The 24,212-nt window shown below is 58.7% G+C and carries 18 protein-coding genes and 2 tRNA genes; 15 read left to right on the top strand and 5 right to left on the bottom strand.

Annotation, left to right across the window (positions count from 1 at the left end; genetic code table 11):
• The first annotated feature begins 26 nt into the window (after positions 1–26).
• Genes fepD through OXR04_RS09570 form a run of 3 tightly spaced genes read left to right on the top strand, consistent with a single transcriptional unit; the run spans position 27 to position 2,781 of the window.
• Positions 27–1,013, top strand: a complete 987-nt coding sequence (gene fepD / locus OXR04_RS09580; protein ID WP_154928596.1) for a Fe(3+)-siderophore ABC transporter permease — start codon at positions 27–29, stop codon at positions 1,011–1,013.
• Positions 1,013–1,993: an iron-enterobactin ABC transporter permease gene (gene fepG / locus OXR04_RS09575; protein ID WP_267369719.1), complete on the top strand. Its 981-nt coding sequence runs from the start codon at positions 1,013–1,015 to the stop codon at positions 1,991–1,993. The genes fepD and fepG overlap by 1 nt, the downstream gene beginning before the upstream one ends.
• On the top strand, positions 1,990–2,781 hold the full coding sequence (locus OXR04_RS09570; RefSeq protein ID WP_267369720.1) for an ATP-binding cassette domain-containing protein: 792 nt from the start codon (positions 1,990–1,992) through the stop codon (positions 2,779–2,781). Before fepG ends, OXR04_RS09570 begins: the two co-directional genes overlap by 4 nt.
• Before the next feature lie 28 nt (positions 2,782–2,809).
• On the opposite strand, the gene OXR04_RS09565 is transcribed toward OXR04_RS09570, so the two are convergent.
• The 3 genes from OXR04_RS09565 to fes all read right to left on the bottom strand — a co-directional run bounded on the left by OXR04_RS09565 (position 2,810) and on the right by fes (position 8,256).
• Entirely contained in the window at positions 2,810–6,730 is a 3,921-nt protein-coding gene (locus tag OXR04_RS09565) for an enterobactin synthase subunit F (RefSeq protein WP_267369721.1), read from the bottom strand.
• On the bottom strand, positions 6,723–6,944 hold the full coding sequence (locus OXR04_RS09560) for an MbtH family protein (protein ID WP_267369722.1): 222 nt from the start codon (positions 6,942–6,944) through the stop codon (positions 6,723–6,725). Before OXR04_RS09560 ends, OXR04_RS09565 begins: the two co-directional genes overlap by 8 nt.
• Before the next feature lie 85 nt (positions 6,945–7,029).
• Positions 7,030–8,256, bottom strand: a complete 1,227-nt coding sequence (gene fes, locus OXR04_RS09555; protein ID WP_267369723.1) for an enterochelin esterase — start codon at positions 8,254–8,256, stop codon at positions 7,030–7,032.
• Between the two features lie 239 nt (positions 8,257–8,495).
• Here fes and OXR04_RS09550 point away from each other — a divergent pair, with 239 nt between their 5' ends.
• Positions 8,496–10,760: a TonB-dependent siderophore receptor gene (locus OXR04_RS09550; RefSeq protein WP_267369724.1), complete on the top strand. Its 2,265-nt coding sequence runs from the start codon at positions 8,496–8,498 to the stop codon at positions 10,758–10,760.
• A gap of 137 nt (positions 10,761–10,897) precedes the next feature.
• Here OXR04_RS09550 and dacB read toward each other — a convergent pair whose 3' ends face one another.
• Entirely contained in the window at positions 10,898–12,331 is a 1,434-nt protein-coding gene (gene dacB, locus OXR04_RS09545) for a serine-type D-Ala-D-Ala carboxypeptidase (RefSeq protein ID WP_267369725.1), read from the bottom strand.
• Between the two features lie 250 nt (positions 12,332–12,581).
• Here dacB and greA point away from each other — a divergent pair, with 250 nt between their 5' ends.
• Positions 12,582–13,058 carry a transcription elongation factor GreA gene (greA, locus tag OXR04_RS09540; protein ID WP_009092422.1) on the top strand — a complete coding sequence of 159 codons (477 nt, stop codon included), beginning with the start codon at positions 12,582–12,584 and terminating at the stop codon, positions 13,056–13,058.
• A 106-nt stretch (positions 13,059–13,164) separates the two neighbouring features.
• Here the strand turns inward: greA and yhbY are convergent, their stop codons facing one another.
• Positions 13,165–13,458 carry a ribosome assembly RNA-binding protein YhbY gene (yhbY, locus tag OXR04_RS09535; RefSeq protein ID WP_009092420.1) on the bottom strand — a complete coding sequence of 98 codons (294 nt, stop codon included), beginning with the start codon at positions 13,456–13,458 and terminating at the stop codon, positions 13,165–13,167.
• Between the two features lie 127 nt (positions 13,459–13,585).
• Between yhbY and rlmE the strand changes: the two genes are divergently transcribed.
• The 10 genes from rlmE to infB all read left to right on the top strand — a co-directional run bounded on the left by rlmE (position 13,586) and on the right by infB (position 24,207).
• Complete coding sequence (gene rlmE, locus OXR04_RS09530) at positions 13,586–14,215, top strand: 23S rRNA (uridine(2552)-2'-O)-methyltransferase RlmE (protein WP_009092419.1); 630 nt, start codon at positions 13,586–13,588, stop codon at positions 14,213–14,215.
• A gap of 113 nt (positions 14,216–14,328) precedes the next feature.
• On the top strand, positions 14,329–16,254 hold the full coding sequence (gene ftsH, locus OXR04_RS09525; protein WP_009092418.1) for an ATP-dependent zinc metalloprotease FtsH: 1,926 nt from the start codon (positions 14,329–14,331) through the stop codon (positions 16,252–16,254).
• 79 nt (positions 16,255–16,333) lie between these two features.
• Complete coding sequence (folP, locus tag OXR04_RS09520; RefSeq protein ID WP_267369726.1) at positions 16,334–17,167, top strand: dihydropteroate synthase; 834 nt, start codon at positions 16,334–16,336, stop codon at positions 17,165–17,167.
• 2 nt (positions 17,168–17,169) lie between these two features.
• Positions 17,170–18,504 (top strand): phosphoglucosamine mutase, encoded by a 1,335-nt coding sequence (gene glmM, locus OXR04_RS09515; RefSeq protein WP_009092414.1) that lies wholly within the window; start codon positions 17,170–17,172, stop codon positions 18,502–18,504.
• A gap of 217 nt (positions 18,505–18,721) precedes the next feature.
• Positions 18,722–19,060, top strand: a complete 339-nt coding sequence (gene secG / locus OXR04_RS09510) for a preprotein translocase subunit SecG (protein WP_009092412.1) — start codon at positions 18,722–18,724, stop codon at positions 19,058–19,060.
• A 37-nt stretch (positions 19,061–19,097) separates the two neighbouring features.
• Positions 19,098–19,184 (top strand) — tRNA-Leu (locus tag OXR04_RS09505).
• Between the two features lie 59 nt (positions 19,185–19,243).
• Positions 19,244–19,320: transfer RNA gene (locus OXR04_RS09500), tRNA-Met, on the top strand.
• A 211-nt stretch (positions 19,321–19,531) separates the two neighbouring features.
• Positions 19,532–19,984, top strand: a complete 453-nt coding sequence (rimP, locus tag OXR04_RS09495; RefSeq protein ID WP_009092411.1) for a ribosome maturation factor RimP — start codon at positions 19,532–19,534, stop codon at positions 19,982–19,984.
• Positions 19,985–20,008: 24 nt separating this feature from the next.
• A complete protein-coding gene (nusA, locus tag OXR04_RS09490) occupies positions 20,009–21,496 on the top strand; it encodes a transcription termination factor NusA (protein ID WP_009092410.1) in 1,488 nt (495 codons plus the stop codon).
• 17 nt (positions 21,497–21,513) lie between these two features.
• Positions 21,514–24,207: a translation initiation factor IF-2 gene (gene infB / locus OXR04_RS09485; protein WP_009092409.1), complete on the top strand. Its 2,694-nt coding sequence runs from the start codon at positions 21,514–21,516 to the stop codon at positions 24,205–24,207.
• Positions 24,208–24,212: the final 5 nt, after the last annotated feature.

The following is a 24,212-nucleotide window of genomic DNA, read 5'->3' as shown; positions in this document are numbered from 1 at the left end:
ACTCTTCTGATGAAGGCTTAAACGTTATGCGTCAATGTCGCGCAATAGCAGGTTCAGGGATGCTGCTGTTGCTACTTTTCGCGCTCAGTCTGATGCTGGGCGCCAAATCCATTCCCCTCCATGAGGTCACTCAGGCCCTGTTCACCGACTGCACCCGCGTCGATTGTGTCATCGTGCGTGACGCCCGGCTGCCGCGCACCCTGGCGGGGGTGCTGGCCGGATGCAGCCTGGGGCTGGCGGGTGCGCTGATGCAGAGCCTGACGCGAAATCCTCTGGCCGATCCCGGCATTCTTGGGGTTAACGCCGGTGCGGGTTTTGCGGTCGTACTGGGGATCGCCCTGACCGGTGCAGACTCCCCGGCTGACTGGCTGGGCTTCGCCTTTGCCGGTGCACTTCTGGCCTCTCTGCTGGTGGCGCTGACCGGCGCCGTAGGCGGCGGTCGGGTCAGTCCGGTGCGCCTGACCCTGGCGGGGGTAGCGCTGGGTGCGGTGCTGGAGGGATTAACGTCCGGGCTGTCGCTGCTCAATCCTGATATTTACGATCACCTGCGTTTCTGGCATAGCGGCTCGCTGGATATCCGCAGTTTCGCGATTCTGCGCGCCACCTTGCCGGCCGTCGCTGTCGGCAGCGTGCTGGCACTGTTGCTGGCACGTTCACTGAACAGCCTGAGCATGGGCGGTGATATGGCGACCGCACTGGGCACCCGCGTGGTGCGAACGCAGCTGACGGGCCTGCTGGCGATTGCGCTGCTGAGCGGCGCGGCGACGGCCGCCGTCGGCCCCATCGCCTTTGTTGGCTTAATGACGCCACACCTGGCACGCTGGCTGCTGGGCAACGACCATCGCTGGCTGCTGCCGGGAACCCTTGTGATGACCCCCTGCCTGCTGCTGGCCGCCGACATCCTGGGACGGCTGCTGGTGCCGGGCGAGCTGCGCGTGTCGATTGTGACCGCCATTCTCGGTGCGCCGATGCTGATTGTGCTGGTTCGCCGCCGGCCGGGAAGAGGGCTGTGATGAAACGCATCATAATCAATGCGCTTTTGCTGCTGGTGGCCTGCGGCATCCTGGCGTTTATGGGGCTGACACACGGCACCCCCTCCCTCTCTGTGCAGCAGTTGTGGACGCTCTTCAGCGGGGAGGCGGCGCGCAATGTTCAGCTGATTGTGCTGGAGTGGCGTTTGCCGCGCGTCACGATGGCGCTGCTGCTGGGGGCCGCGCTGGGCGTCAGTGGCGCGATTTTTCAGTCACTGCTGCGTAACCCGCTGGGCAGCCCCGATATTCTCGGTTTCAACACCGGGGCATACAGCGGGGTGCTGGTCGCGCTGGTGCTGTTTCAGCAAAACATGGCGGGCCTGACCCTCGCGGCACTGGCGGGCGGGCTGCTTACGGCAGCGGTGGTCTGGCTGTTCAGCTGGCGCAACGGCGTAGAGACCTTTCGTCTGATTATCGTCGGCATCAGCGTGCGGGCGCTGCTGATGGCGCTCAACAGCTGGCTGATTATCAGCGCCTCCCTGGAGGCGGCACTGAGCGCCGGGCTCTGGAGCGCCGGTTCACTTAACGGCATCACCTGGGCGAAGACGTTTCCCGTGACGGTTGTGCTGCTGCTGGCGCTGCTGGCAACGGGAATGCTGGCCCGGCGCATGCGTCTGCTGGAGATGGGCGATGACACCGCCTGCGCCTTAGGGGTTCCGGTGGAACGCAGCCGCGTCATGCTGATGCTGACAGGCGTGATCCTGACTGCGGCCTCAACCGCGCTGGCCGGGCCTCTCTCTTTTATTGCGCTGCTGGCGCCGCAGATTGCACGGCGTCTCTGCGGGGGGGGCAAAGGCGCACTGCCGCTGGCTGCGCTGTGCGGAGCGCTGCTGTTAATCGCCGCAGACTACGCCGCACAGCACCTTTTCCTGCCTTATCAGCTGCCGGTCGGTGTCATTACCGTCAGCCTGGGCGGACTCTATCTGATTGCTCTGCTGATACGGGAGGCGCGACGCCAGTGAGAGAGAAAACACGTTTGCAGGGTAAGGCGCTGACGCTGGGTTACGACAAAAAGATCGTGGCGGAGCATCTCTCGGTCGCGATCCCCGACGGTGAACTGACCGTCATCATCGGGCCTAACGCCTGCGGGAAATCGACACTGCTGCGCACCCTGAGCCGGCTGGTGAAGCCGCTGCAGGGCGAGGTGCTGCTGGATGGTCAGACGATCGCCCGGTATGCCACCAAAGAGGTGGCGCGGCGGCTGGGGCTGCTGCCGCAAAGTTCCAGTGCGCCCGCAGGGATCAGCGTCAGTGAACTGGTGGCACGCGGACGTTATCCGCACCAGACGCTGTTCGGACGCTGGCGACAGGAAGATGAGGCGGCGGTGCAGCAGGCGATGCAGGCCACCGGGGTGGCCGATCTGGCCGCCCAGCCGGTAGATACGCTCTCCGGCGGTCAGCGGCAGCGGGTCTGGATCGCGATGGTGCTGGCGCAGGAAACTCCGTTACTGCTGCTCGACGAACCCACCACCTGGCTGGATATTACACATCAGATTGAGCTGCTGGAGCTGATGCAGGATCTCAATCAGCAGCATGGCCGCACGCTGGTGGTGGTGCTGCACGATCTTAATCAGGCGTGCCGTTACGCCAGCCACCTGATTGCGATGCGTGACGGAAAAATCATCGCTGAAGGGAAACCGGCGGAGATTGTGACGCCAGCGCTGATTGAAGCGATCTACGGCCTGCGCTGCGTCATCATCCGCGATCCGGTAGCCGGCACCCCGATGATTGTGCCGTGCGGAAGAGGCTGACCGGCACCCTCTCCGCAGGAGAAGGCGGTTACGGATTCAGCGACGCCAGTATCTGCTGCAGGCGGGGACCGATCTGTTCAAACAGGCGGGGTGAGACGATCTCTACATGGGCACAGTCCAGCGGCCAGATCGTCAGACCGCCGAGGTAAGGTGCCCAGGCGCGACGTGCATCCTGACCGGGCTGCTGCGTCTGTTGCGCCAGAAACAGCGTCGCCTGTCCGCTGAAACGGGCACTGCGCGCCGTGGCCAGCAGCCGCACGGAACGGGCGTAATTGCGCTCAATGGTGGTGAACAGCGCCTCCATACCTTCACCCGCCTGCTGACGCTGCGTCGCGATAAACTGCTCGCGCTCGCGGTTAACCTCCTCCAGCACCGCCGGATCCAGCACGTTCTCGCCGCGCCGTGCATCCCAGTTTTGCGTTTCCGGCGGCCAGGTGTCGAGCAGCCCGAGGAAGGCAACGGTTTCGCCTTCCGCTTCCAGCCGCGCGGCAATCCCCTGTGCCAGCGTGCCGCCCAGCGAGTAGCCCAGGAAATAGTAAGGCCCCTGAGGCTGCTGCTGTCGCACCGTCGCCAGATGAGCATCACACACCGCATCAAGATGCAGCGCCTGGCTGAGCGGGCTGGTGAGGTCGGGTGACTGAATGCCCAGCAGCGACCAGCGCGGGTCCAGATAACGCGTTAATGCGCTGAACTGCCAGGCAAAACCGGAAGCGGGATGGAAACAGAACAGCGTCGGGCCCGTGCTGCGCCGCAGCGGCAATACCGTCTCAAACCCGGCGCGGGCCGCCCCGGCAGAGGGGCCGCTGAGCAGGGCCGCCAGCTGTTCCACCGTAGGGGCCACCATAATCTGCCCCACCGACACCGGCTGATCCAGCGTCCGGCGCAGCCGCGCCGCCAGCCGCATCGCCAGCAGCGAATGCCCTCCCAGCAAGAAAAAGTCATCCTGTGCGCTGACCGACTCGCGCTCCAGCAGCGAAGCAAACGCCTGAGCCAGCGTGCTTTCCAGTCCGGGGCAGGGCGCGCGCCCGGCGATTCTGGCCTGGGTCTGTGGCAGCGGCAGGGCTTTACGATCGAGCTTGCCGTTGCTGCTGAGCGGCAGGCTCGCCAGCTGAACAATCGCCACCGGCACCATGTGTGCGGGCAGCCGGGTGGCCAGCCGCTGGCGCAGGGCGTCCGCGTCAATCGTCTCATTGGCGACGACATAACCGACCAGCTGTCGGGCATCACCCTGCAGATCGCCGCCGCCGGCCAGCACGGCCGCGTGCGTCACCGCCTGCTCAATGCCCGGCAGGGCGGCCATCGCCAGATCGATCTCATTCAGCTCAATGCGCTGTCCGCGAATTTTAAGCTGATCGTCACTGCGGCCCAGATACTCCACTGCGCCATCCGGCAGCCAGCGTGCCACGTCGCCGGTGCGGTACATCCGGGTGCCGTCACCCCAGGGATCGGCCACAAAGCGGCTGGCCGTGAGGTCGGGACGATCCAGATAGCCGTGCGCCAGCTGGACGCCGGTCAGCCAGAGATCGCCGGCAATGCCCGGCGGCACCGGCTGCAGACGGGCATCCAGGATCCGCAGGCCGGTGTTCCAGACCGGGAAGCCAATCGGTACGCTGGCGCCTTCAACGGCGGCCAGCTCTGCGCCGGAGGCCGGATAGTAGCTGACATCCACCGCCGCTTCGGTCGGGCCATAGAGGTTATGCAGCGGCACCCCGGTCAGCGTCTGCCACTGACGCGACAGCGCGGCGGGCAGTGCTTCACCGCTGCAGAAGACCCGACGCAGGGTGGCACAGCAGGCTGCCGCCGTCTCCTCCTGCAGCGCAGCGAAAAAGGCGGCCAGCATCGACGGAACAAAGTGGGTGGTGGTCACGCGGTAGCGGGCAAACAGCTGCCTCAGCGCCTCCGGGTCGCGGTGCGCATCGGGCGGCGCCATCACCAGCTGTGCACCGGCGATCAGGGGCCAGAAGAACTCCCAGACGGAGACATCAAAGCTGCCCGGCGTCTTCTGTAACACCACATCATCCTGACCCAGCGGATAGCGATCCTGCATCCATAGCAGGCGGTTGACGATCGCGGCGTGACTGACCAGCACGCCCTTTGGCCGCCCGGTTGAGCCGGAGGTGTAGATGAGGTACGCGCCATCCTGCGGGGAGGGCGCCTGCGACGGCATCGCCTCAGCGGGGGTTAACAGCGTGTCGTAAAACAGCGGTGTGACCGGCGAGAGCGCCGCCAGCCGGTCAGCCAGTTCACGGCGGGTGATCAGCGCTTTTGGCGTGGCGTCTGCCAGCATCATCTTTAATCGGTCGTCGGGATACCCGGTGTCGAGCGGCAGCCAGGTGGCCCCCACGCTGACGATCGCCTGCAGCGCCAGCGATAAAAACACGGAGCGCGGCAGCGCCACGGCGACAATATCTCCCCGCGCCACACCCCGGGCGATCAGCTGCTGTCCCAGCGCGGCGACCTGCTGCTGCATCTGCTGATAGCTGAGCTGATGCGACGCATCGGTCAGCGCCGGTGCCTGCGGCGTTCGTTCAGCCTGCAGCAGCAGCAGGCTGCTCAGCGTGGCCGGGGGAAGCGTCACGGCGGTCTGATTGATCGCCGCCAGCTGCCGGTGCTCGTCCGGCATCAGCATATCCAGCTCGCCACAGGCACGCGCAGGCTGGCTGGCGAGCTGGAAGAGCAGCCGATCAAAACGGCGGGCATGCTGCTGCACCAGGGCGTCACTGTAACGCTGCGCGTTAGCCAGCAGCGTCAGCGTCAGGTCGCCCTGATCGTTCAGATAGATAGCCATCTCCAGATCGCGAACCGGGCCGGACGCCAGCTGATGGGTGATGCCCGCTGTGCCGGCGAAATCGAGCTGGTAGTCGAACATCTTCAGGTTAATCACCGGCCCGTAAAGCGGATCGTTGTCGCCGTGACGACCCAGATCGCGCTGCACCTGCTCTGCGTCATAGCGCTGATGACGACGCATTTTTCTGACTTCACCCGCCAGCCGGGCCGCCAGAGCTGCCAGCGGCTGGGCCGGATCGTAATGCACTGCCAGAGGCAGCACGTTGATCACCGGACCGGTGGCGCAGAGCGCCGCCGAGCCGATGCGGCGCATAAAGATGAAACCGGCGGCAAAATCGTTCTGACCGGTCAGACGCGCCAGCCACAGCGCCACCAGCGCCACGGCCGTATCTGCCGCGCTGAGGTTCTGCTGCCCGGTGTGCTCAAGCAGCTTCTGAAAGGCGCTTCGATCCACCGTGATGCTGTGACGCCGCAGATCTGTGCTGGCGCGCTGACCGGCCAGCGGCAGCGGGGAGAGGGAGGCGGGGGCAGGTAACGCTGCGCCTTTCTCCAGCCAGAACTGGCGGTCGCGCTGCCAGGCTGCCGATTGCTGATAGCGCTGATACTCCTCAACCACCTCGCTGAACGGCACAAACGGCGTCGGCGGCGGCGTGTCGCCGCGCTGCCAGGCGCTGTAGAGATCGGCGATACGGCGGGTCAGGGCGGTAAAGCTGAAACCATCCACGACCAGATGATGGTAGCGCTGATACCAGTACCACTGCTCCTCACCCAGTCGCAGCAGGCTGTGATGGCAGAGCGGCGCACCGCTCAGCACCCGCAGATCGCCCGACAAATCCTCCTGCATCCGCGCCCGCGCGGCGGCGTGCGGATCGGCGGCGGCGCGCAGATCGATCACCTCGGGTAAGCGGAAATGCTGCGCGACAGGCCACTGCAGCGGCTCGCCGTCCCGCTCGCCAAAAGCCATGTTCAGGGTGTCCGCCTCCTGCATGCCCGCCACGATAGCGCGGGAGAGCAGCGCGCTGTCCAGTGCGCCCCGCAGCTCCACAAAATGTGCCACGGCGTAGGCATTGCTATAGGGCGAGAGCTGGTCAGCGATCCAGATACCGGGCTGGGCAGCCACCAGCGGCAGCGCTTTCTGTGGTGTCAGGGGGAGTTCAGACATGATCGCTCCGGCTGGCTTCTGCGGTGACGGGACGGATATCGTGCCAGTGTTCATTCAGCCACGTCAGGCAGTGTGCCTGTGGCGCGGGGCCCCATACCGGCTGCCACCCGGCCGGGATCGCACAAAAGGTGGGCCATAAGCTGTATTGCTGACGAGCGTTCTTCAGTACCAGACACGCCTGCTGCGGGTCGTCAAAAGGGTGTGGTTGTTGCATATCAGTCTCCTGACCACCATCGCGGAGCGCGCTGACGCCCCGATTCTGCCCGTGGCACCCTGCAGTGGCGGGCAGGCGGCGGACGTTAAGCGAATGAGGATGATGGCCACAGGGTTTTCAGGCCGGTCAGCAGCCCGCCGCGCCAGCAGAGTGCATCGTGACCGCCTTCCACCGGGTGATAGCTGACCTGATGTCCGGCATCGGTCAGATCGCGCTGGAACTGCTGATTTGCGGCCAGAATCAGCCGCTCGCGCCGACCCGCTTCCAGATAAAAGCGCCGTGGCGGTGCCTGCAGCAGGCCCTGCTGTAACTGCTGCGGCAGCCAGCCGCTGGGATCGTCGCGCCCGGGCCACCAGAAAGAGCCGGAAAGGCTGACGGCACCGGCAAAGGTGTCGGGCCAGGTCAGCGTGGCGTAAGCGGCAGCGAGGCCGCCAAAACTCTGGCCGATCACCAGCGTGCGGTCGCTGTCGATACGGCAGGGAGACTGGTGCGCAACCTGCGGCAGCAGCTCATGCTGAACGGCCAGCCAGAAGTCAGGGTTGCAGGTCAGCTCGCGCGTGCGATGTTCGCGATCGATGATGTCGATCATGACATAGACCGCCGGGGGCAGTTCGCCTGCCGCGGTGAGCTGCTGAAGCGGACCGGCAACCGGCATGCTGTGCGCCCAGAACTGTCCATCCAGCAGCAGTGCCAGCGGACGCGCGCCAGCATCGGCCTCGCCGGTCACACAGATCCAGATCTGACGCTGGTTTCCCAGCCGTTTGCTGCGCCACAGAAAGTGTTGCAGCGGTATTGCGGCGGCGCGGCCTTCATCGACCGCCCGCCAGACCTGCTGGTCAGGCGCATGAGGCAGGTGCAGCGGCGAGTGTGACATGCCGCGCCCGCCCGCCCAGCCACGCAGCGGATTGAGCGGGTCGTTTTGCGCCTGCGGAAATTTCTGCTTCCACCACTGCCGTAACGCCTGCGCATCGCTCTGGCCGGTAAACGGCTCAGCCTGCGTATCCGGGATCAGAAAGTAGCTGCCACGCCAGTCAGCGGGCAGGGTGGTTTGCCACCACCAGACATCGGTGTGGGGCAACGGAGAGAGTGAAACAGGGGCGGCGGCGTGATGATGATCGGTCACGCCGGTAATGTTGATCCAGACGCGGCGGGTGTCCGATCTCTGTGTGTCGCCCTGCGGATCGCGCCAGAAAAAGGTGACCTGACAGGTGCCCGCGTCACCCGGTTCAATCAGCGGAATCCCCCGCTGCTGCTGCTGTTGCCACCAGCGTTCACTGCCGGTTTCTTCGTTTAACCAGGTCATACGCGCCATCGTTCGAACAGACGAAATCTGTGCCATAAATGATATAAATAATAGTATTGATAATTATTTGCATTTGCAATAGGGTGTTTCCGCTCGTCAGGGCGTGTGTGCATTTTCTCTGCCGCACCGGCTTTCAGCGGGGTGTCTCGCGGTGCTGAAATCAGCCGGGCAGGAAGGGGATCAGGGACATTACCTTTTTACCGGCGCGCTGGCAGTGGCATCCCTGCTGGTCGTCCAGGAACAGAAAAATGAAAAAGTTATCGCGGCTTTCACTGGCCATTATGATTGAACTGGGTTTCACCGCCTCTCTCATCTCTGCCGGTGCCGTGGCGGCCAGCAGCAGCGATCCGGCGCTTAACAACACCGCGTCAGACAGCCTTAACGACAGCACCATGATGGTGACCGCCGCCGAGCAGACGCTGCAGGCGCCGGGTGTCTCGACCATTACCGCCGACGAAATCAAAAAGCACCCGCCGGCGCGCGATGTCGCCGAAATCATCCGTACCATGCCGGGCGTCAATCTGACCGGTAACTCCACCAGCGGTCAGCGCGGCAACAATCGTCAGATCGATATCCGCGGCATGGGCCCGGAAAATACCCTGATCCTGATTGATGGTCTGCCGGTGACCAGCCGTAATGCCGTCCGGCTGGGCTGGCGTGGCGAGCGTGACACGCGCGGCGACAGCAACTGGGTGCCGCCAGAGATCATCGATCACATCGAGGTGATCCGCGGCCCGGCAGCGGCCCGTTACGGTAACGGGGCGGCGGGCGGCGTGGTCAACATCATTACCCGAAAAGAGATGGATCATCAGTGGCACGGCTCGTGGAGCGCCTACTACAACGTGCCGGAGCATAAGGATGAGGGGGCCTCCCGACGCACTAACTTCAGCCTTGAGGGGCCGCTGGGGGATGATGTCAGCTTCCGCCTTTATGGCGGGCTGGCAAAAACGCAGGCAGATGCGTATGACATCAATGAAGGGCACGCCGCCGCCCGTACCGGAAGCTATGCCGGATCGTATCCGGCGGGCCGGGAAGGCGCAGTCAACAAAGACATTCATGGTCTGCTGCGCTGGGCCTTTGCGCCGATGCAGGCGCTGGAAGTGGGAGCCGGTTTCAGCCGTCAGGGCAACCTCTACGCCGGGGATACGCAGAACACCAACACCAGTGATCTGGTGAAAAGTAAATATGGTGATGAGACTAACCGGCTCTATCGGCAGAATGTCTCTGTCAGGTGGACCGGTACCTGGGACAATGGCGTCAGTACCAATACGTATGCGCAGTATGAGAATACCCGTAACTCCCGGCTGAACGAGGGGCTGGCGGGCGGGACGGAGGGCATCTTCTCCGACAGCCATTTCAACACCATCCAGCTGGATGATCTGCTGCTGCACAGTGAGATCAGCGTGCCGTTTGAGTGGCTGGTGAATCAGACGGCGACCTTTGGCACCGAGTGGAATCAGCAGCGGATGAAAGATCCGTCGTCAACCACGCAGGCTGCCAGTTACGGTTCCATTCCGGGGATCGCCACCACCGGCCGCTCTCCCTATTCTCAGGCGGAGATTTTCTCGCTGTTTGCCGAAGACAACATTGAGCTGACTGACAGCACCATGCTGACGCCGGGAGTGCGTTTTGATCATCACTCGATCGTGGGCGATAACTGGAGTCCGTCGCTCAACCTGTCTCAGGGGCTGGGCGATGAGCTGACCCTGAAAATGGGTATCGCCCGTGCTTATAAAGCGCCGAGCCTCTATCAGACCAACCCCAACTATCTGCTCTACAGCAACGGCCAGGGCTGCGCCGCCAGTACCGGAGCCTGCTACCTGATGGGGAATGATGATCTGAAAGCAGAAAACAGCATCAACAAGGAGATTGGGCTGGAGTGGAAGCGTGACGGCTATCAGGCCGGACTGACCTGGTTCCGTAACGACTACCGCAACAAGATCGACGCGGGCAGGGTGCCAACCGGCACCACCTCTAACGGTAAAACGGACATCTACAAATGGGAAAACGTGCCGAAAGCCCTGGTCGAAGGCGTGGAAGGCACGATCAACGTTCCCTTCTCCGACAGCGTGACGTGGAACAACAACTTCACTTACATGCTGCAGAGTAAGAACAAAGAGACCGGGGACCGTCTGTCAGTGATTCCGGAATATACGCTCAACTCTACGCTGAGCTGGCAGGCGATGGCGGATCTCTCCCTGCAGACCACCCTGACCTGGTATGGCAAGCAGGTCCCGAAGAAGTATGACTATAAAGGTAACGCCGTCACCGGCAGTGCAACCGATCAGGTCAGCCCCTATTCGGTGCTCGGCATGAGTGGCACCTATGACATTAACGCCTCTGTCAGCGTTACCGCAGGCGTCGATAACCTGTTCGACAAGCGTCACTTCCGTCAGGGCAATGCACAGACTACGGGTAATACGCGAACCGGCGCTTACCTCTACGGGGCAGGGGCCAACACCTTCAATGAGTCGGGCCGCACCTGGTACATGAGTGTGAACACCCGCTTCTGATTGATGCAGTGATAACCGGGTCGGGAGATGGCTGGCCGCCGTGACTGAACGGGGGAGAGGCTGTCGCAACGCCGTCCGGAGAAGACGATTAAAACGCAGCAGGTCGATGACCCGCTGCGTTTTTTGTTACGCGCGCATCAGTTGTTCTGATTGATATCGCGGTAGAGCCGGCTCTCAAAACGCACCAGCGGAATACGGCGGGTACGCTGATCCTCTGGCGGAACCGCATAGCCGGAGAGGAACTGGACAAAGGCAACCCGCGCACCGCTGGAGGTGGTGATAAAGCCCGCCAGGTTATAGACCCCCTGCAGGGAACCGGTTTTCGCCGAGACTTTGCCATCCAGTCCCGCTTCATGCAGCCCGCCGCGATACTGCAGCGTGCCGTCATAACCCGCCAGCGGCAGCATCGAAATGTAATCCAGCGTATTGTCATTCTTCGCAATGAATTGCAAAACCTGCATCATGGTCTGCGGCGAGATCAGGTCATGGCGTGACAGACCGGAACCATCCACCTGAATGCTGTTGCCCATATCGATGTTGGCTTTGGCTTTCAGGATGCGGCGTACGGCGTCCTGACCGGCGCGGAACGTGCCAGGCACATTGAAGTAGTGGTGGCCGATGGTGCGGAACACCGTATCAGCAATCATGTTGTCTGACTTCTTCAGCATGGTGTGCAGCAGCGTATGCAGCGGCGCAGACTGGGTGGAGGCGAGCACGGTGCCCGGTTCGGTGACCTGTGTCTGACGAACCAGATGGCCACTGTAGTCGATCTCTGACGCGCGCAGTTCCGCCTTGAGGATCTCGCCCGCCCAGGCCGCGCCATCCTGCACGGCAAAGGCCAGCGGCAGCGGCTCTGCACGCTGACGCATACAGCCGGTCAGGGTATAACGGTTCAGTTCACCCGGAACCACATCCAGTTCGCAATATTGCCCTTCGCCGCTGTTGCGGCCCAGGGTGCGAACCTGACTGTACATGTGTGCCGGATAGTAGGAGGCGATGCGGACAAACGCGTTTTCGCCCGGCGAACTGGCGCTGTAGAGCGACACCGAGAAGCAGTTCTTATCCACAATGGCGGCCCCTGGCGGGGCGCTGAAGCACTGGGTCATATCGTTCCATGGCCAGCCCGGAGCCATGTCGTGACTGGCAAACACGGAGGTATCAATCACCAGGTTGCCTTTGATATGGTTAATGCCCTGCTTCTTTATCGCCGCCACCATATTGCGCAGATCCTGGCGGCTTAAGGTGGGATCGCCGGCGAAACGGGCGACTAAATCGCCGTTCAGCGTGCCATCCACGATAGAGCCACGGGTCTCAAAGGTGGTCTGAAAACGGTAATCGCCGCCCAGTTCCAGCAACGCCGCGAGCGCCGTCACCACTTTCATGGTACTGGCGGGCAGGGCCATCTGTTTGCCGTGGTAATCGATGATCGGGGTTGATGCGCCCACTTTCTGCACCATCAGCGCCAGATTGGCGCCGTCTGGCAGGTACTGCATGTATTCATCAACTGGCGCTGCTTGTGCCTGCAGCATAAATGCGCAGCTTAATCCGGTAACAAGTCGTGAAAATCGCATAATCTCGCGGTAACTGGCAGGTGAGGGCGTCAATACTACGTCGCTGGGCGGTGCAAAGTAAACGATGACCCGCAGGGAACTCTGGGGTAAAATACGTATCAAATTGCAAAACTCTTTTCTGGCCTGGAAGCATCTCCGGGTCAGGATTCTTTTATTTGCAAAAAACGGGCTAATGCGCCGCAGAACGCTTTTTTCTGCAGTCACCAGTCAGGATGACACCGTTAAACAGGAAAGATGGCGAGGAGCTTAAATGAATCAGATTCCGATGACGTTGAGAGGCGCTGAAAGATTGCGCGAAGAGCTGAACGAGCTGAAAACCGTGAAGCGCCCGCGCATTATCGCCTCTATCGCTGAAGCACGCGAACATGGCGATTTAAAAGAGAATGCGGAATATCACGCTGCGCGTGAAGAGCAGGGGTTCTGCGAAGGCCGCATCCAGGAGATTGAAGCCAAACTCTCTAATGCGCAGGTTATCGACGTAACGCAGATGCCTAAAACCGGACGCGTGATTTTTGGCGCAACGGTAACCGTACTGAATATCGAAACCGACGAAGAGGCGACTTATCGCATCGTCGGCGATGACGAGGCGGACTTTAAGCAAAATCTGATTTCTGTCAATTCGCCAATGGCGCGTGGCCTGGTGGGTAAAGAGGCGGATGATGTCGCCATCATTAAAACCCCAGGCGGCGACGTTGAGTATGAGATCCTGAAGGTGGAATACCTTTAAAGTGTTGCTACGCTTTGAAAAGCGCTAAAGCACAATGTAAAGAAAGGAAAAAGGCCGCAATGCGGCCTTTTATCTGAGGTGGGAGCATGGCACTTTCTTTGCCCACTTAGCGTGGCAGAGAAATTTTGCTCTCCTTAGAGGGGCGATACAGCACCAGCGTTTTGCCGATCACCTGTACGTTGCTGGCACCGGTCTCACGCACGATAGCGTCAACGATCAGCTGTTTCGTTTCACGATCTTCCGAGGCGATTTTCACCTTGATCAGTTCGTGATGCGACAGAGCCTGCTCGATTTCGGCCAGCACGCCTTCAGTCAGGCCATTGCCACCCAGCATAACGACCGGCTTGAGCGGATGGGCGAGGCCCTTGAGGTGCTGTTTTTGTTTGGTACTTAGATTCATCGTAGTTTTTTACTTACTCAGGGATTGAAAACGGTTCATTCTACCGCCATCTCGGGTATATCACCAAATCGGCGCAACCCACTGCGTGCAGGTTTATCGCTACGATGACGATTTAACTGGAAATATTATGACGGGTAAAAAGCGTTCGGCCAGCTCGAGCCGCTGGCTTCAGGAACACTTTAGCGATAAATATGTACTTCAGGCGCAGAAAAAAGGGTTGCGTTCGCGTGCCTGGTTTAAACTTGATGAAATACAACAGGGTGACAAGCTTTTCAAACCCGGTATGACCGTGGTAGATCTGGGTGCTGCACCCGGTGGCTGGTCGCAGTATGTTGTACAGCAAATCGGGAACAAAGGGCGCATCATTGCCTGTGATATCCTGCCAATGGATCCGATAGTCGGTGTCGATTTCCTTCAGGGCGATTTTCGTGAAGAATCGGTGATCAATGCGCTGCTTGAGCGCGTTGGCGAAGAGAAAGTTCAGGTTGTCATGTCCGATATGGCGCCGAATATGAGTGGTACACCTGCCGTAGATATTCCCCGGTCGATGTATTTGGTCGAGCTGGCGCTGGAGATGTGTCGGGATATCCTGGCACCCGGCGGAAGTTTTGTAGTGAAAGTGTTTCAGGGAGATGGCTTCGATGAATACCTGCGGGAAATTCGCTCCCTGTTTACGAAAGTGAAAATTCGTAAGCCGGACGCTTCACGGTCACGTTCACGTGAAGTGTACATTGTGGCGACTGGGCGCAAACTATAACCAAATTGCTGGAGTTGTCCGCAGCTGAGCTGCGATTCCATGTATGCAGGATCTATAGTACCCTACGCTATCTGTTAACACCGTTGTAATATGAGGTTAATCCCTTGAGTGACATGGCGAAAAACCTGATTCTCTGGTTAGTCATCGCGGTCGTGCTGATGTCAGTATTCCAGAGCTTTGGGCCCAGCGAGTCGAATGGCCGTCGGGTTGATTATTCAACCTTCCTGTCGGAAGTGAACCAGGATCAGGTCCGCGAGGCACGTATTAACGGGCGTGAAATTAACGTTATTAAAAAAGACAGCAATAAATACACCACCTACATTCCTGTCAACGATCCTAAGTTGCTCGATAACCTTTTGACCAAAAACGTCAAAGTGGTTGGCGAACCGCCGGAAGAGCCGAGCCTGCTGGCTTCCATCTTCATTTCGTGGTTCCCGATGCTGCTGCTGATCGGTGTGTGGATCTTCTTTATGCGTCAGATGCAGGGCGGCGGCGGTAAGGGCGCGATGTCCTTCGGCAAAAGCAAAGCCCGCATGCTGACGGAAGACCAGATTAAAACCACTTTTGCTGACGTAGCCGGTTGTGACGAAGCGAAAGAAGAAGTGGGTGAGCTGGTTGAGTACCTGCGTGAGCCGAGCCGTTTCCAGAAGCTGGGCGGTAAAATTCCTAAAGGCGTGCTGATGGTGGGGCCACCGGGAACCGGTAAAACCCTGCTGGCAAAAGCGATTGCCGGTGAAGCTAAGGTGCCTTTCTTTACCATCTCCGGTTCTGACTTTGTGGAAATGTTTGTCGGTGTCGGTGCATCCCGTGTGCGCGACATGTTCGAACAGGCCAAAAAAGCCGCGCCCTGCATCATCTTTATCGATGAGATCGACGCCGTCGGTCGTCAGCGTGGTGCCGGTTTAGGCGGAGGTCATGATGAACGTGAACAGACGCTGAACCAGATGCTGGTGGAGATGGATGGTTTTGAAGGTAACGAAGGTATTATCGTTATCGCCGCGACGAACCGTCCTGACGTACTGGACCCGGCGCTGCTGCGTCCAGGTCGTTTTGACCGCCAGGTCGTGGTGGGTCTGCCTGATGTCCGTGGTCGTGAGCAGATTCTGAAAGTGCATATGCGTCGTGTGCCGCTGGCAACCGACATCGATGCCGCCATCATTGCGCGTGGTACGCCTGGCTTCTCCGGTGCTGACCTTGCCAACCTGGTCAACGAAGCCGCACTGTTTGCAGCCCGTTCCAACAAGCGTGTGGTGTCGATGGTTGAGTTCGAAAAAGCCAAAGACAAGATCATGATGGGTGCGGAACGTCGCTCTATGGTCATGACCGAATCGCAGAAAGAGTCGACGGCTTATCATGAAGCGGGCCACGCGATCATCGGTCGCCTGGTACCAGAGCACGATCCGGTGCACAAAGTGACGATTATCCCACGCGGCCGTGCGCTGGGTGTGACCTTCTTCCTGCCTGAAGGCGACGCGATCAGCGCCAGCCGTCAGAAACTGGAAAGCCAGATCTCGACCCTGTACGGCGGTCGTCTGGCAGAAGAGATCATCTACGGCGCAGAACATGTTTCTACCGGTGCGTCGAACGACATTAAAGTCGCGACCAACCTGGCACGCAATATGGTCACGCAGTGGGGCTTCTCGGACAAACTGGGTCCGCTGCTCTATGCAGAAGAAGAGGGTGAAGTGTTCCTTGGCCGTTCTGTTGCCAAAGCGAAACACATGTCTGATGAAACGGCCCGTATCATCGACCAGGAAGTGAAGCACCTGATCGACAGCAACTACCAGCGTGCCCGTCGCATCCTGGGTGAGAACATGGACATCCTTCACGCAATGAAAGATGCGCTGATGAAGTATGAAACCATCGACGCACCGCAGATCGACGACCTGATGGCGCGCCGCGAAGTGCGTCCGCCAGCGGGCTGGGAAGATCCCGGCAGCAACTCAGACAGCAACGGTACGCCGAAGGCGCCGCGTCCGGTCGATGAACCGCGTACGCCAAACCCAGGCAACACCATGTCAGAGCAGTACAATAAATAAGACGTTATCTCGTCAGACAAAACCCCGGCTGGTCCGGGGTTTTTTACATCCGGATAGTGACCCGTAAGGAGTTTCCGCCATGAAGTTGTTCGCCCGTGATTCCCATCTCGATTTATCTTTTCCTCATGTGATGGGCATTCTGAATGTCACGCCGGACTCTTTTTCTGACGGGGGTAAACATAACGCGCTGGTCGATGCACTGACCCATACCAATGAGATGGTCAATGCAGGTGCCACCATTATCGATGTCGGCGGGGAATCCACCCGTCCCGGCGCGGATGAGGTGAGTGTGGAAGAGGAGCTGGAGCGAGTCATTCCCGTCATCGATGCCATTGCCCAGCGGTTCGAAGTCTGGATTTCCGTAGACACCTCTAAAGCAGAGGTTATCCGCGAAGCCGCGCGAGTGGGTGCTCACATCATTAATGACGTGCGTTCGCTCTCTGAACCCGGCGCGCTGAAGGCGGCCGCGGCGACCGATCTGCCCGTCTGTCTGATGCATATGCAGGGCGAGCCCCGCACCATGCAGCAGGCTCCCGCTTACGACAACATTTTAAGCGAAGTGGACACTTACTTCGCTCAGCAGATTGCGCGCTGTGAAGCGGCGGGTATCAAAAAAGAACGGCTGATACTCGACCCGGGCTTCGGTTTCGGTAAGAATCTCAGCCACAATTATGAACTGCTGGCCCATCTGGGCGATTTTCACCACTTCGGTCTGCCGCTGCTGGTGGGAATGTCCCGTAAATCGATGATTGGCCAGCTGTTAAATGTCGGCCCGTCACAGCGTTTAACCGGCAGCCTGAGTTGCGCGGTGATTGCAGCCATGCAGGGCGCGCAGATTATTCGCGTGCATGATGTGAAAGAGACGGCTGAAGCAATGCGCGTGGTCGAAGCGACCCGAAGAGCAAAAGGATAAACATGAGTAATCGCAAATATTTCGGTACAGATGGCATTCGCGGCAAAGTCGGTGAAGCCCCTATTACCCCCGATTTCGTCCTGAAGCTGGGCTGGGCCGCCGGGAAAGTGCTGGCGCGCCACGGTTCAAAGAAGATCATCATCGGAAAAGATACGCGTATCTCAGGCTACATGCTGGAATCAGCGCTGGAAGCGGGGCTCGCCGCGGCGGGCCTGACGGCGGCCTTTACCGGCCCAATGCCGACCCCGGCCATTGCCTACCTGACCCGCACCTTCCGCGCTGAGGCGGGCATTGTGATCTCTGCCTCGCACAACCCGTTTGATGACAACGGCATTAAGTTCTTCTCTTCCGAAGGGACAAAGCTGCCGGATGATGTCGAGGAAGCGATTGAGCTGGAGATGGAGAAGCCGATTACCTGCGTAGAGTCTGCGCAGTTAGGCCGTGCCAGCCGCATCGTCGATGCCGCGGGACGTTACATCGAATTCTGTAAGGGCACTTTCCCCAGCGAACTGAACCTGAATGGCCTGAAAATTGTGGTCGACTGTGCCAACGGGGCCACCTACCACATCGCGCCGAACGTGCTGCGTGAGCTGGGGGCGACCGTGATTGCCATCGGTGTTCAGCCGGACGGCATGAACATCAACAAAGAGTGTGGGGCGACCGACCTCAAACTGCTGCAGCAGCGTGTTCTGGCAGAGAAGGCGGATATCGGCCTGGCCTATGATGGCGACGGCGATCGCATCATGATGATTGACCATCTGGGTGACAAAGTCGACGGTGACCAGATCCTCTATATCATCGCGCGTGAAGCCCTGCGTCAGGGGCAGTTGCGCGGTGGCGTGGTCGGCACCCTGATGAGTAATATGGGCCTGGAGCTGGCGCTGAAGCAGCTCGGCATCCCGTTTACCCGCGCCAAAGTGGGCGACCGCTATGTGCTGGAGAAGATGCAGGAGAAGGGCTGGCGTCTCGGCGCGGAGAACTCCGGTCATGTTATCCTGCTGGATAAAACCACCACCGGCGACGGTATCGTTGCAAGTTTGCAAGTACTTACTGCGATGGTACGTAATCACATGAGCCTGCACGACCTCTGCAGCGGCATGAAGATGCTGCCACAGGTGCTGGTTAACGTCCGCTTTGCCGGTGAGCACGATCCGCTGCAAAGCGAGGCGGTCAAAGCCGCAACGGCAGAGGCGGAAAAAGCCCTGGCGGGGCGCGGACGCGTGTTACTGCGTAAGTCAGGCACTGAGCCGTTGATTCGGGTGATGGTTGAGGGCGAGGATGAGGCGAAGGTAACAGAGCTGGCTAATCTGATCGCCGACCAGGTCAAGGCGGTTTAAAACGCCTGCAGGCAGTTCGCAGCAGGCGGAACTGCCTGTAAAATCACCGGGATGGCGCTTTTTTCTGCAATCAGTTTAGGTGGTGAAAATTGCACTTGCAGAGCTATGCGCCTTTGGTTAGTATTCACACCCGCTTCTGATGGGTGATGACGAGACTCCCCATCAATACTGGCTGAAGCTTTAACTGTACGATTATCGTGCAAGGAACAGGTTGAATATGTACGAAGCTCTTTTAGTTGTTTTCCTTATTGTAGCGATCGCCCTCGTAGGTATGATCATGCTGCAGCAAGGCAAAGGCGCTGATATGGGAGCCTCATTCGGTGCAGGCGCATCCGGTACGGTGTTTGGTTCTTCGGGTTCAGGTAACTTCCTGACGCGCACAACTGGCATCTTAGCGGCTCTGTTCTTCATCATCAGCCTGGTTCTGGGTAATCTGAACAGCAATAAAGCCTCGAAAGGAAGCGAGTGGGAAAATCTTTCTGCGCCGGCGCAGTCTTCTCAACAGACTGAAAAGCCAGCTCAACCGGTTACACCGGGCAGCGATATTCCTAAGTAAGGTCGTCAACACAACGCATCGTTGTGGTCAGTGTAGTGCCGTGGTGGTGGAATTGGTAGACACGCTACCTTGAGGTGGTAGTGCCCGATTGGGCTTACGGGTTCAAGTCCCGTCCTCGGTACCAAATCGTAGTATCACTTGCATTTTATGCAGGTCTGGCGTAATATTCGCCACGTTTTCGGACGCGGGGTGGAGCAGCCTGGTAGCTCGTCGGGCTCATAACCCGAAGGTCGTCGGTTCAAATCCGGCCCCCGCAACCACTTTCCCTTTGAGTTATTTTTCAAATATACTGTGTGCATCGACGGACGCATTCACGGCTGATTTTTGAAAGAAAATTCTTTGGATGGAGTCCGGGCCGCATTGCGGCAGACAGGGTCCAGTGACTAAAAGCCCCGAATATTCGGGGTTTTTTGTTATTAGCGAATCGTAATACTGGGCTATAGGCCCTTTTTTTATGTCTTGGGGGTGGGCTTGTCCACATTAGAGCAAAAATTGACAGAGTTGGTATCGGCTCCGGTAGAAGCGCTGGGTTACGAACTGGTTGGCATTGAATTCGTTCGTAGTCGCACATCTATTCTGCGCATCTATATTGATAGTGAAGATGGCATCAATGTCGATGATTGCGCCGATGTCAGCCACCAGGTAAGCGCCGTAATGGATGTAGAAGATCCCATTACCGTTCCTTACAACCTTGAAGTCTCTTCACCGGGACTCGATCGTCCTCTGTTTACCGCAGAACACTACACCCGCTTTATGGGTGAGGAAGTGACTCTGGTGCTGCGTATGGCCGTTCAGAACCGCCGTAAATGGCAGGGAATCATCAAGTCAGTTGATGGCGAGATGATCACGGTGCATGTTGAGGGTAACGATGTAGTGTTCGCGCTGAGTAATATTCAGAAAGCGAACCTGGTCCCCCACTTTTAAAAGTCCGGATTGAGGCTAACCAGGATGAACAAAGAGATCTTAGCTGTTGTAGAAGCCGTTTCTAACGAAAAAGCCCTGCCGCGTGAGAAAATCTTCGAAGCGCTGGAGAGCGCGCTGGCGACTGCGACCAAGAAAAAGTACGAGCAGGAAATTGAGGTACGCGTCAGCATTGATCGCCGCAGTGGCGACTTCGATACTTTCCGCCGCTGGGAAATCGTAGAAGAGGTGACTCAGCCGACGCGCGAGATCACGCTGGATGCGGCCCGCTTCGAAGATGAAGCATTCAATCTGGGCGATTATGTCGAAGATCAGATTGAATCGGTCACCTTTGACCGTATCACCACCCAGACCGCTAAGCAGGTTATCGTGCAGAAAGTGCGCGAAGCTGAGCGCGCAATGGTGGTTGATCAGTTCCGTGAGCAGGAAGGCGAAATTATCACGGGCGTGGTGAAGAAAGTTAACCGCGACAACATCTCCCTCGACTTAGGCAACAATGCTGAAGCGGTCATTCTGCGCGAAGACATGCTGCCGCGTGAAAACTTCCGTCCAGGCGACCGTATCCGTGGCGTGCTCTACTCCGTTCGCCCGGAAGCGCGTGGCGCGCAGCTGTTCGTAACACGTTCCAAACCGGAAATGCTGATCGAACTGTTCCGCATTGAGGTGCCAGAAATTGGCGAAGAACTGATTGAAATTAAAGCCGCTGCCCGCGATCCGGGTTCGCGTGCGAAAATTGCAGTCAAAACCAACGACAAACGTATCGATCCGGTGGGTGCCTGTGTGGGCATGCGCGGCGCGCGTGTTCAGGCTGTTTCCAGCGAACTGGGCGGCGAGCGTATCGATATCGTGCTCTGGGACGATAACCCGGCGCAGTTTGTTATCAACGCCATGGCCCCGGCCGATGTGGCGTCAATCGTGGTTGATGAAGATAACCACACCATGGATATCGCCGTCGAAGCTGGCAATCTGGCTCAGGCGATCGGCCGTAACGGCCAAAACGTGCGTCTGGCATCACAGCTGAGTGGCTGGGAGCTGAACGTGATGACCGTCGATGATCTGCAGGCTAAGCATCAGGCTGAAGCACATGCAGCGATCGATATGTTCACGAAACATCTCGACATCGACGAAGAGTTCGCCACCGTACTGGTGGAAGAGGGCTTCTCCTCGCTGGAAGAGCTGGCCTATGTGCCTATCAACGAGCTGCTGGAAGTCGACGGCCTCGACGAAGAGACCATTGAAGCCCTGCGTGAACGAGCAAAAAATGCGTTAACCACCCTGGCACTGGCGAAAGAAGAGAGCCTTGGTAATCAGGATCCTGCTGAGGACCTGCTGAACCTTGAAGGTCTCGATCGTGCGCTGGCGTTCCGCCTGGCGTCGAAAGGCGTTTGCACGCTGGAAGATCTCGCTGAGCAAGGTGTTGACGATCTGACGGATATTGAAGGCCTGTCTGATGAACAAGCCGGCGCGCTGATTATGGCCGCACGTAATATCTGCTGGTTCGGCGATGACGCGTAATAACAGGAAGGAACAGCATGACAGATGTAACCGTAAAATCGCTGGCCGCAGAAATTCAGACTCCGGTCGATCGCCTGGTACAGCAATTTGCTGATGCGGGGATCCCTAAGTCTGAAAATGACGCCGTGACCCAGCAAGAGAAAGAAACCTTACTATCTCATCTGAACCGTGAACACGGTCAGGTCGGTTCAGCTAAGCTGACGCTGCAGCGTAAAACGCGCAGCACCTTGAATATTCCAGGCACCGGGGGTAAAAGTAAATCGGTGCAAATTGAAGTCCGCAAAAAGCGTACCTATGTGAAGGGTGATGCAGAGGCTGAGCAAGCTCAGGCAGAAGCTGAAGCCGAGGCGCAGCGTGAAGCGGAAGAGCAGGCGCAACGCGAGGCTGAAGAGAAAGCCCGTCGCGAAGCTGAACAGAAAGCGCAACGTGAAGCCGAAGATAAAGCCAGGCGCGAAGCCGCTGAGAAGGCCAAACGTGCAGCAGCGGAAAATGACAAAGTGACAAATCAACCTACCGACGAAGTGACCAGGGCTGCGCAGTCTGACAAAGCCCGTCGCGAAGCTGAAGCAGCTGAACTGAAGCGTAAAGCGGAAGAAGAAGCTCGCCGTAAGCTCGAAGAGGCGGCCCGCCTCGTAGCCGAAGAAGCCCGCCGTCTGGCTGAAGAGAAATCAGCCGAGTGGGAAAAGCCGGAAGAAGAGGATAAAGGCGACTATCACGTCACCACTTCAACCCATGCCCGTCAGGCGGAAGATGAAAACGACCGTCAGGTAGAAGCTGGCCGTGCGCGTGCGCGTACCACGGCGAAAGCAACGCGTCCGGCGAAAAAAGGCAACAAACATTCCGAAGCGAAAACTGACCGCGAAGAAGCGCGTGCACAGGTTCGCGGCGGTAAAGGTGGCAAACATCGTAAACCAAGCGCACTGCAGCAGGGCTTCAACAAACCCGCTCAGGCCGTAAACCGCGATGTTGTGATTGGCGAAACCATCACCGTAGCCGAACTGGCGAACAAAATGGCGGTGAAAGGTTCTCTGGTCATTAAAGCGATGATGAAGATGGGCGCGATGGCGACCATTAACCAGGTCATCGACCAGGAAACCGCACAGCTCGTCGCAGAAGAGATGGGCCACAAAGTGACCCTGCGTCGTGAAAACGAGCTGGAAGAGGCGGTAATGGACGATCGTGACACCGATGCCGCGCAGGAAGCTCGCGCGCCGGTGGTTACCATCATGGGTCACGTTGACCACGGTAAAACCTCACTGCTGGACTATATCCGCTCGACCAAAATCGCCTCTGGCGAAGCGGGCGGCATTACTCAGCACATCGGTGCTTACCACGTTGAAACCGACAACGGTATGATCACCTTCCTGGACACCCCGGGCCACGCCGCGTTTACCGCGATGCGTGCACGTGGTGCGCAGGCGACCGATATCGTTATCCTGGTCGTTGCCGCAGACGATGGCGTGATGCCTCAGACCATCGAAGCTATTCAGCACGCCAAAGCGGCCAAAGTGCCGGTTGTGGTTGCGGTGAACAAGTGCGATAAGCCAGAAGCGGATCCGGATCGCGTTAAAAACGAACTGACCCAGTACGGAATCATTCCGGAAGAGTGGGGCGGCGAAAACATGTTCGTTAATGTCTCTGCGAAAGCGGGTACCGGCATTGATGACCTGCTTAACGCTATCCTGCTGCAGGCGGAAGTCCTGGAGCTGACGGCTATCCGTGCCGGCATGGCGAGCGGCGTGGTTATCGAATCGTTCCTCGACAAAGGTCGCGGTCCGGTTGCAACCGTGCTGGTTCGTGAAGGTACGCTGAACAAAGGCGACATCGTCCTGTGTGGCTTCGAATATGGCCGTGTTCGTGCAATGCGCGATGAACTGGGTCGTGAAGTCATGGAAGCGGGTCCGTCTATCCCGGTTGAGATTCTGGGCCTCTCCGGCGTGCCGGCTGCGGGTGATGAAGCGACCGTGGTACGTGACGAGAAGAAAGCACGTGAAGTGGCGCTCTATCGTCAGGGCAAATTCCGCGAAGTTAAACTGGCTCGCCAGCAGAAATCTAAGCTTGAGAACATGTTTGCCAACATGACCGAAGGCGAAGTGTCTGAACTGAACATCGTTCTGAAAGCGGACGTTCAGGGTTCTGTGGAAGCGATCTCTGACTCCCTGCAGAAACTCTCTACCGACGAAGTGAAGGTGAAGATTGTCGGTTCAGGCGTGGGCGGGATCACCGAGACCGATGCGACCCTGGCGGCTGCCTCTAACGCCATCATCCTGGGCTTCAACGTACGTGCCGATGCCTCTGCGCGTCGCGTCATTGACGCTGAAAGCCTGGATCTGCGCTACTACTCCGTCATCTATAACCTGATTGACGAAGTAAAAGCGGCGATGAGCGGCATGCTGGCACCAGAGTACAAACAGCAGATCATCGGTCTGGCTGCGGTCCGCGACGTGTTCAAATCACCGAAGTTTGGCGCGATTGCCGGTTGTATGGTGACGGAAGGTAACATCAAGCGTCACAACCCAATCCGTGTCCTGCGTGATAACGTGGTGATTTACGAAGGCGAGCTGGAATCCCTGCGTCGCTTTAAAGATGACGTCAACGAAGTGCGTAACGGCATGGAGTGCGGTATCGGCGTGAAGAACTACAACGACGTTCGCGTTGGCGATATGATCGAAGTGTTTGAAATCATCGAAATTAAACGCACCATCGAGTAATCGAC

The sequence above is a fragment of the Pantoea sp. GM_Pan_3 genome, assembly GCF_026541045.1.
GTDB lineage: Bacteria > Pseudomonadota > Gammaproteobacteria > Enterobacterales > Enterobacteriaceae > Pantoea > Pantoea anthophila.
Note: the sequence above shows the minus strand (reverse complement) of the source record. Positions and strands in the feature narration are given on the sequence as shown.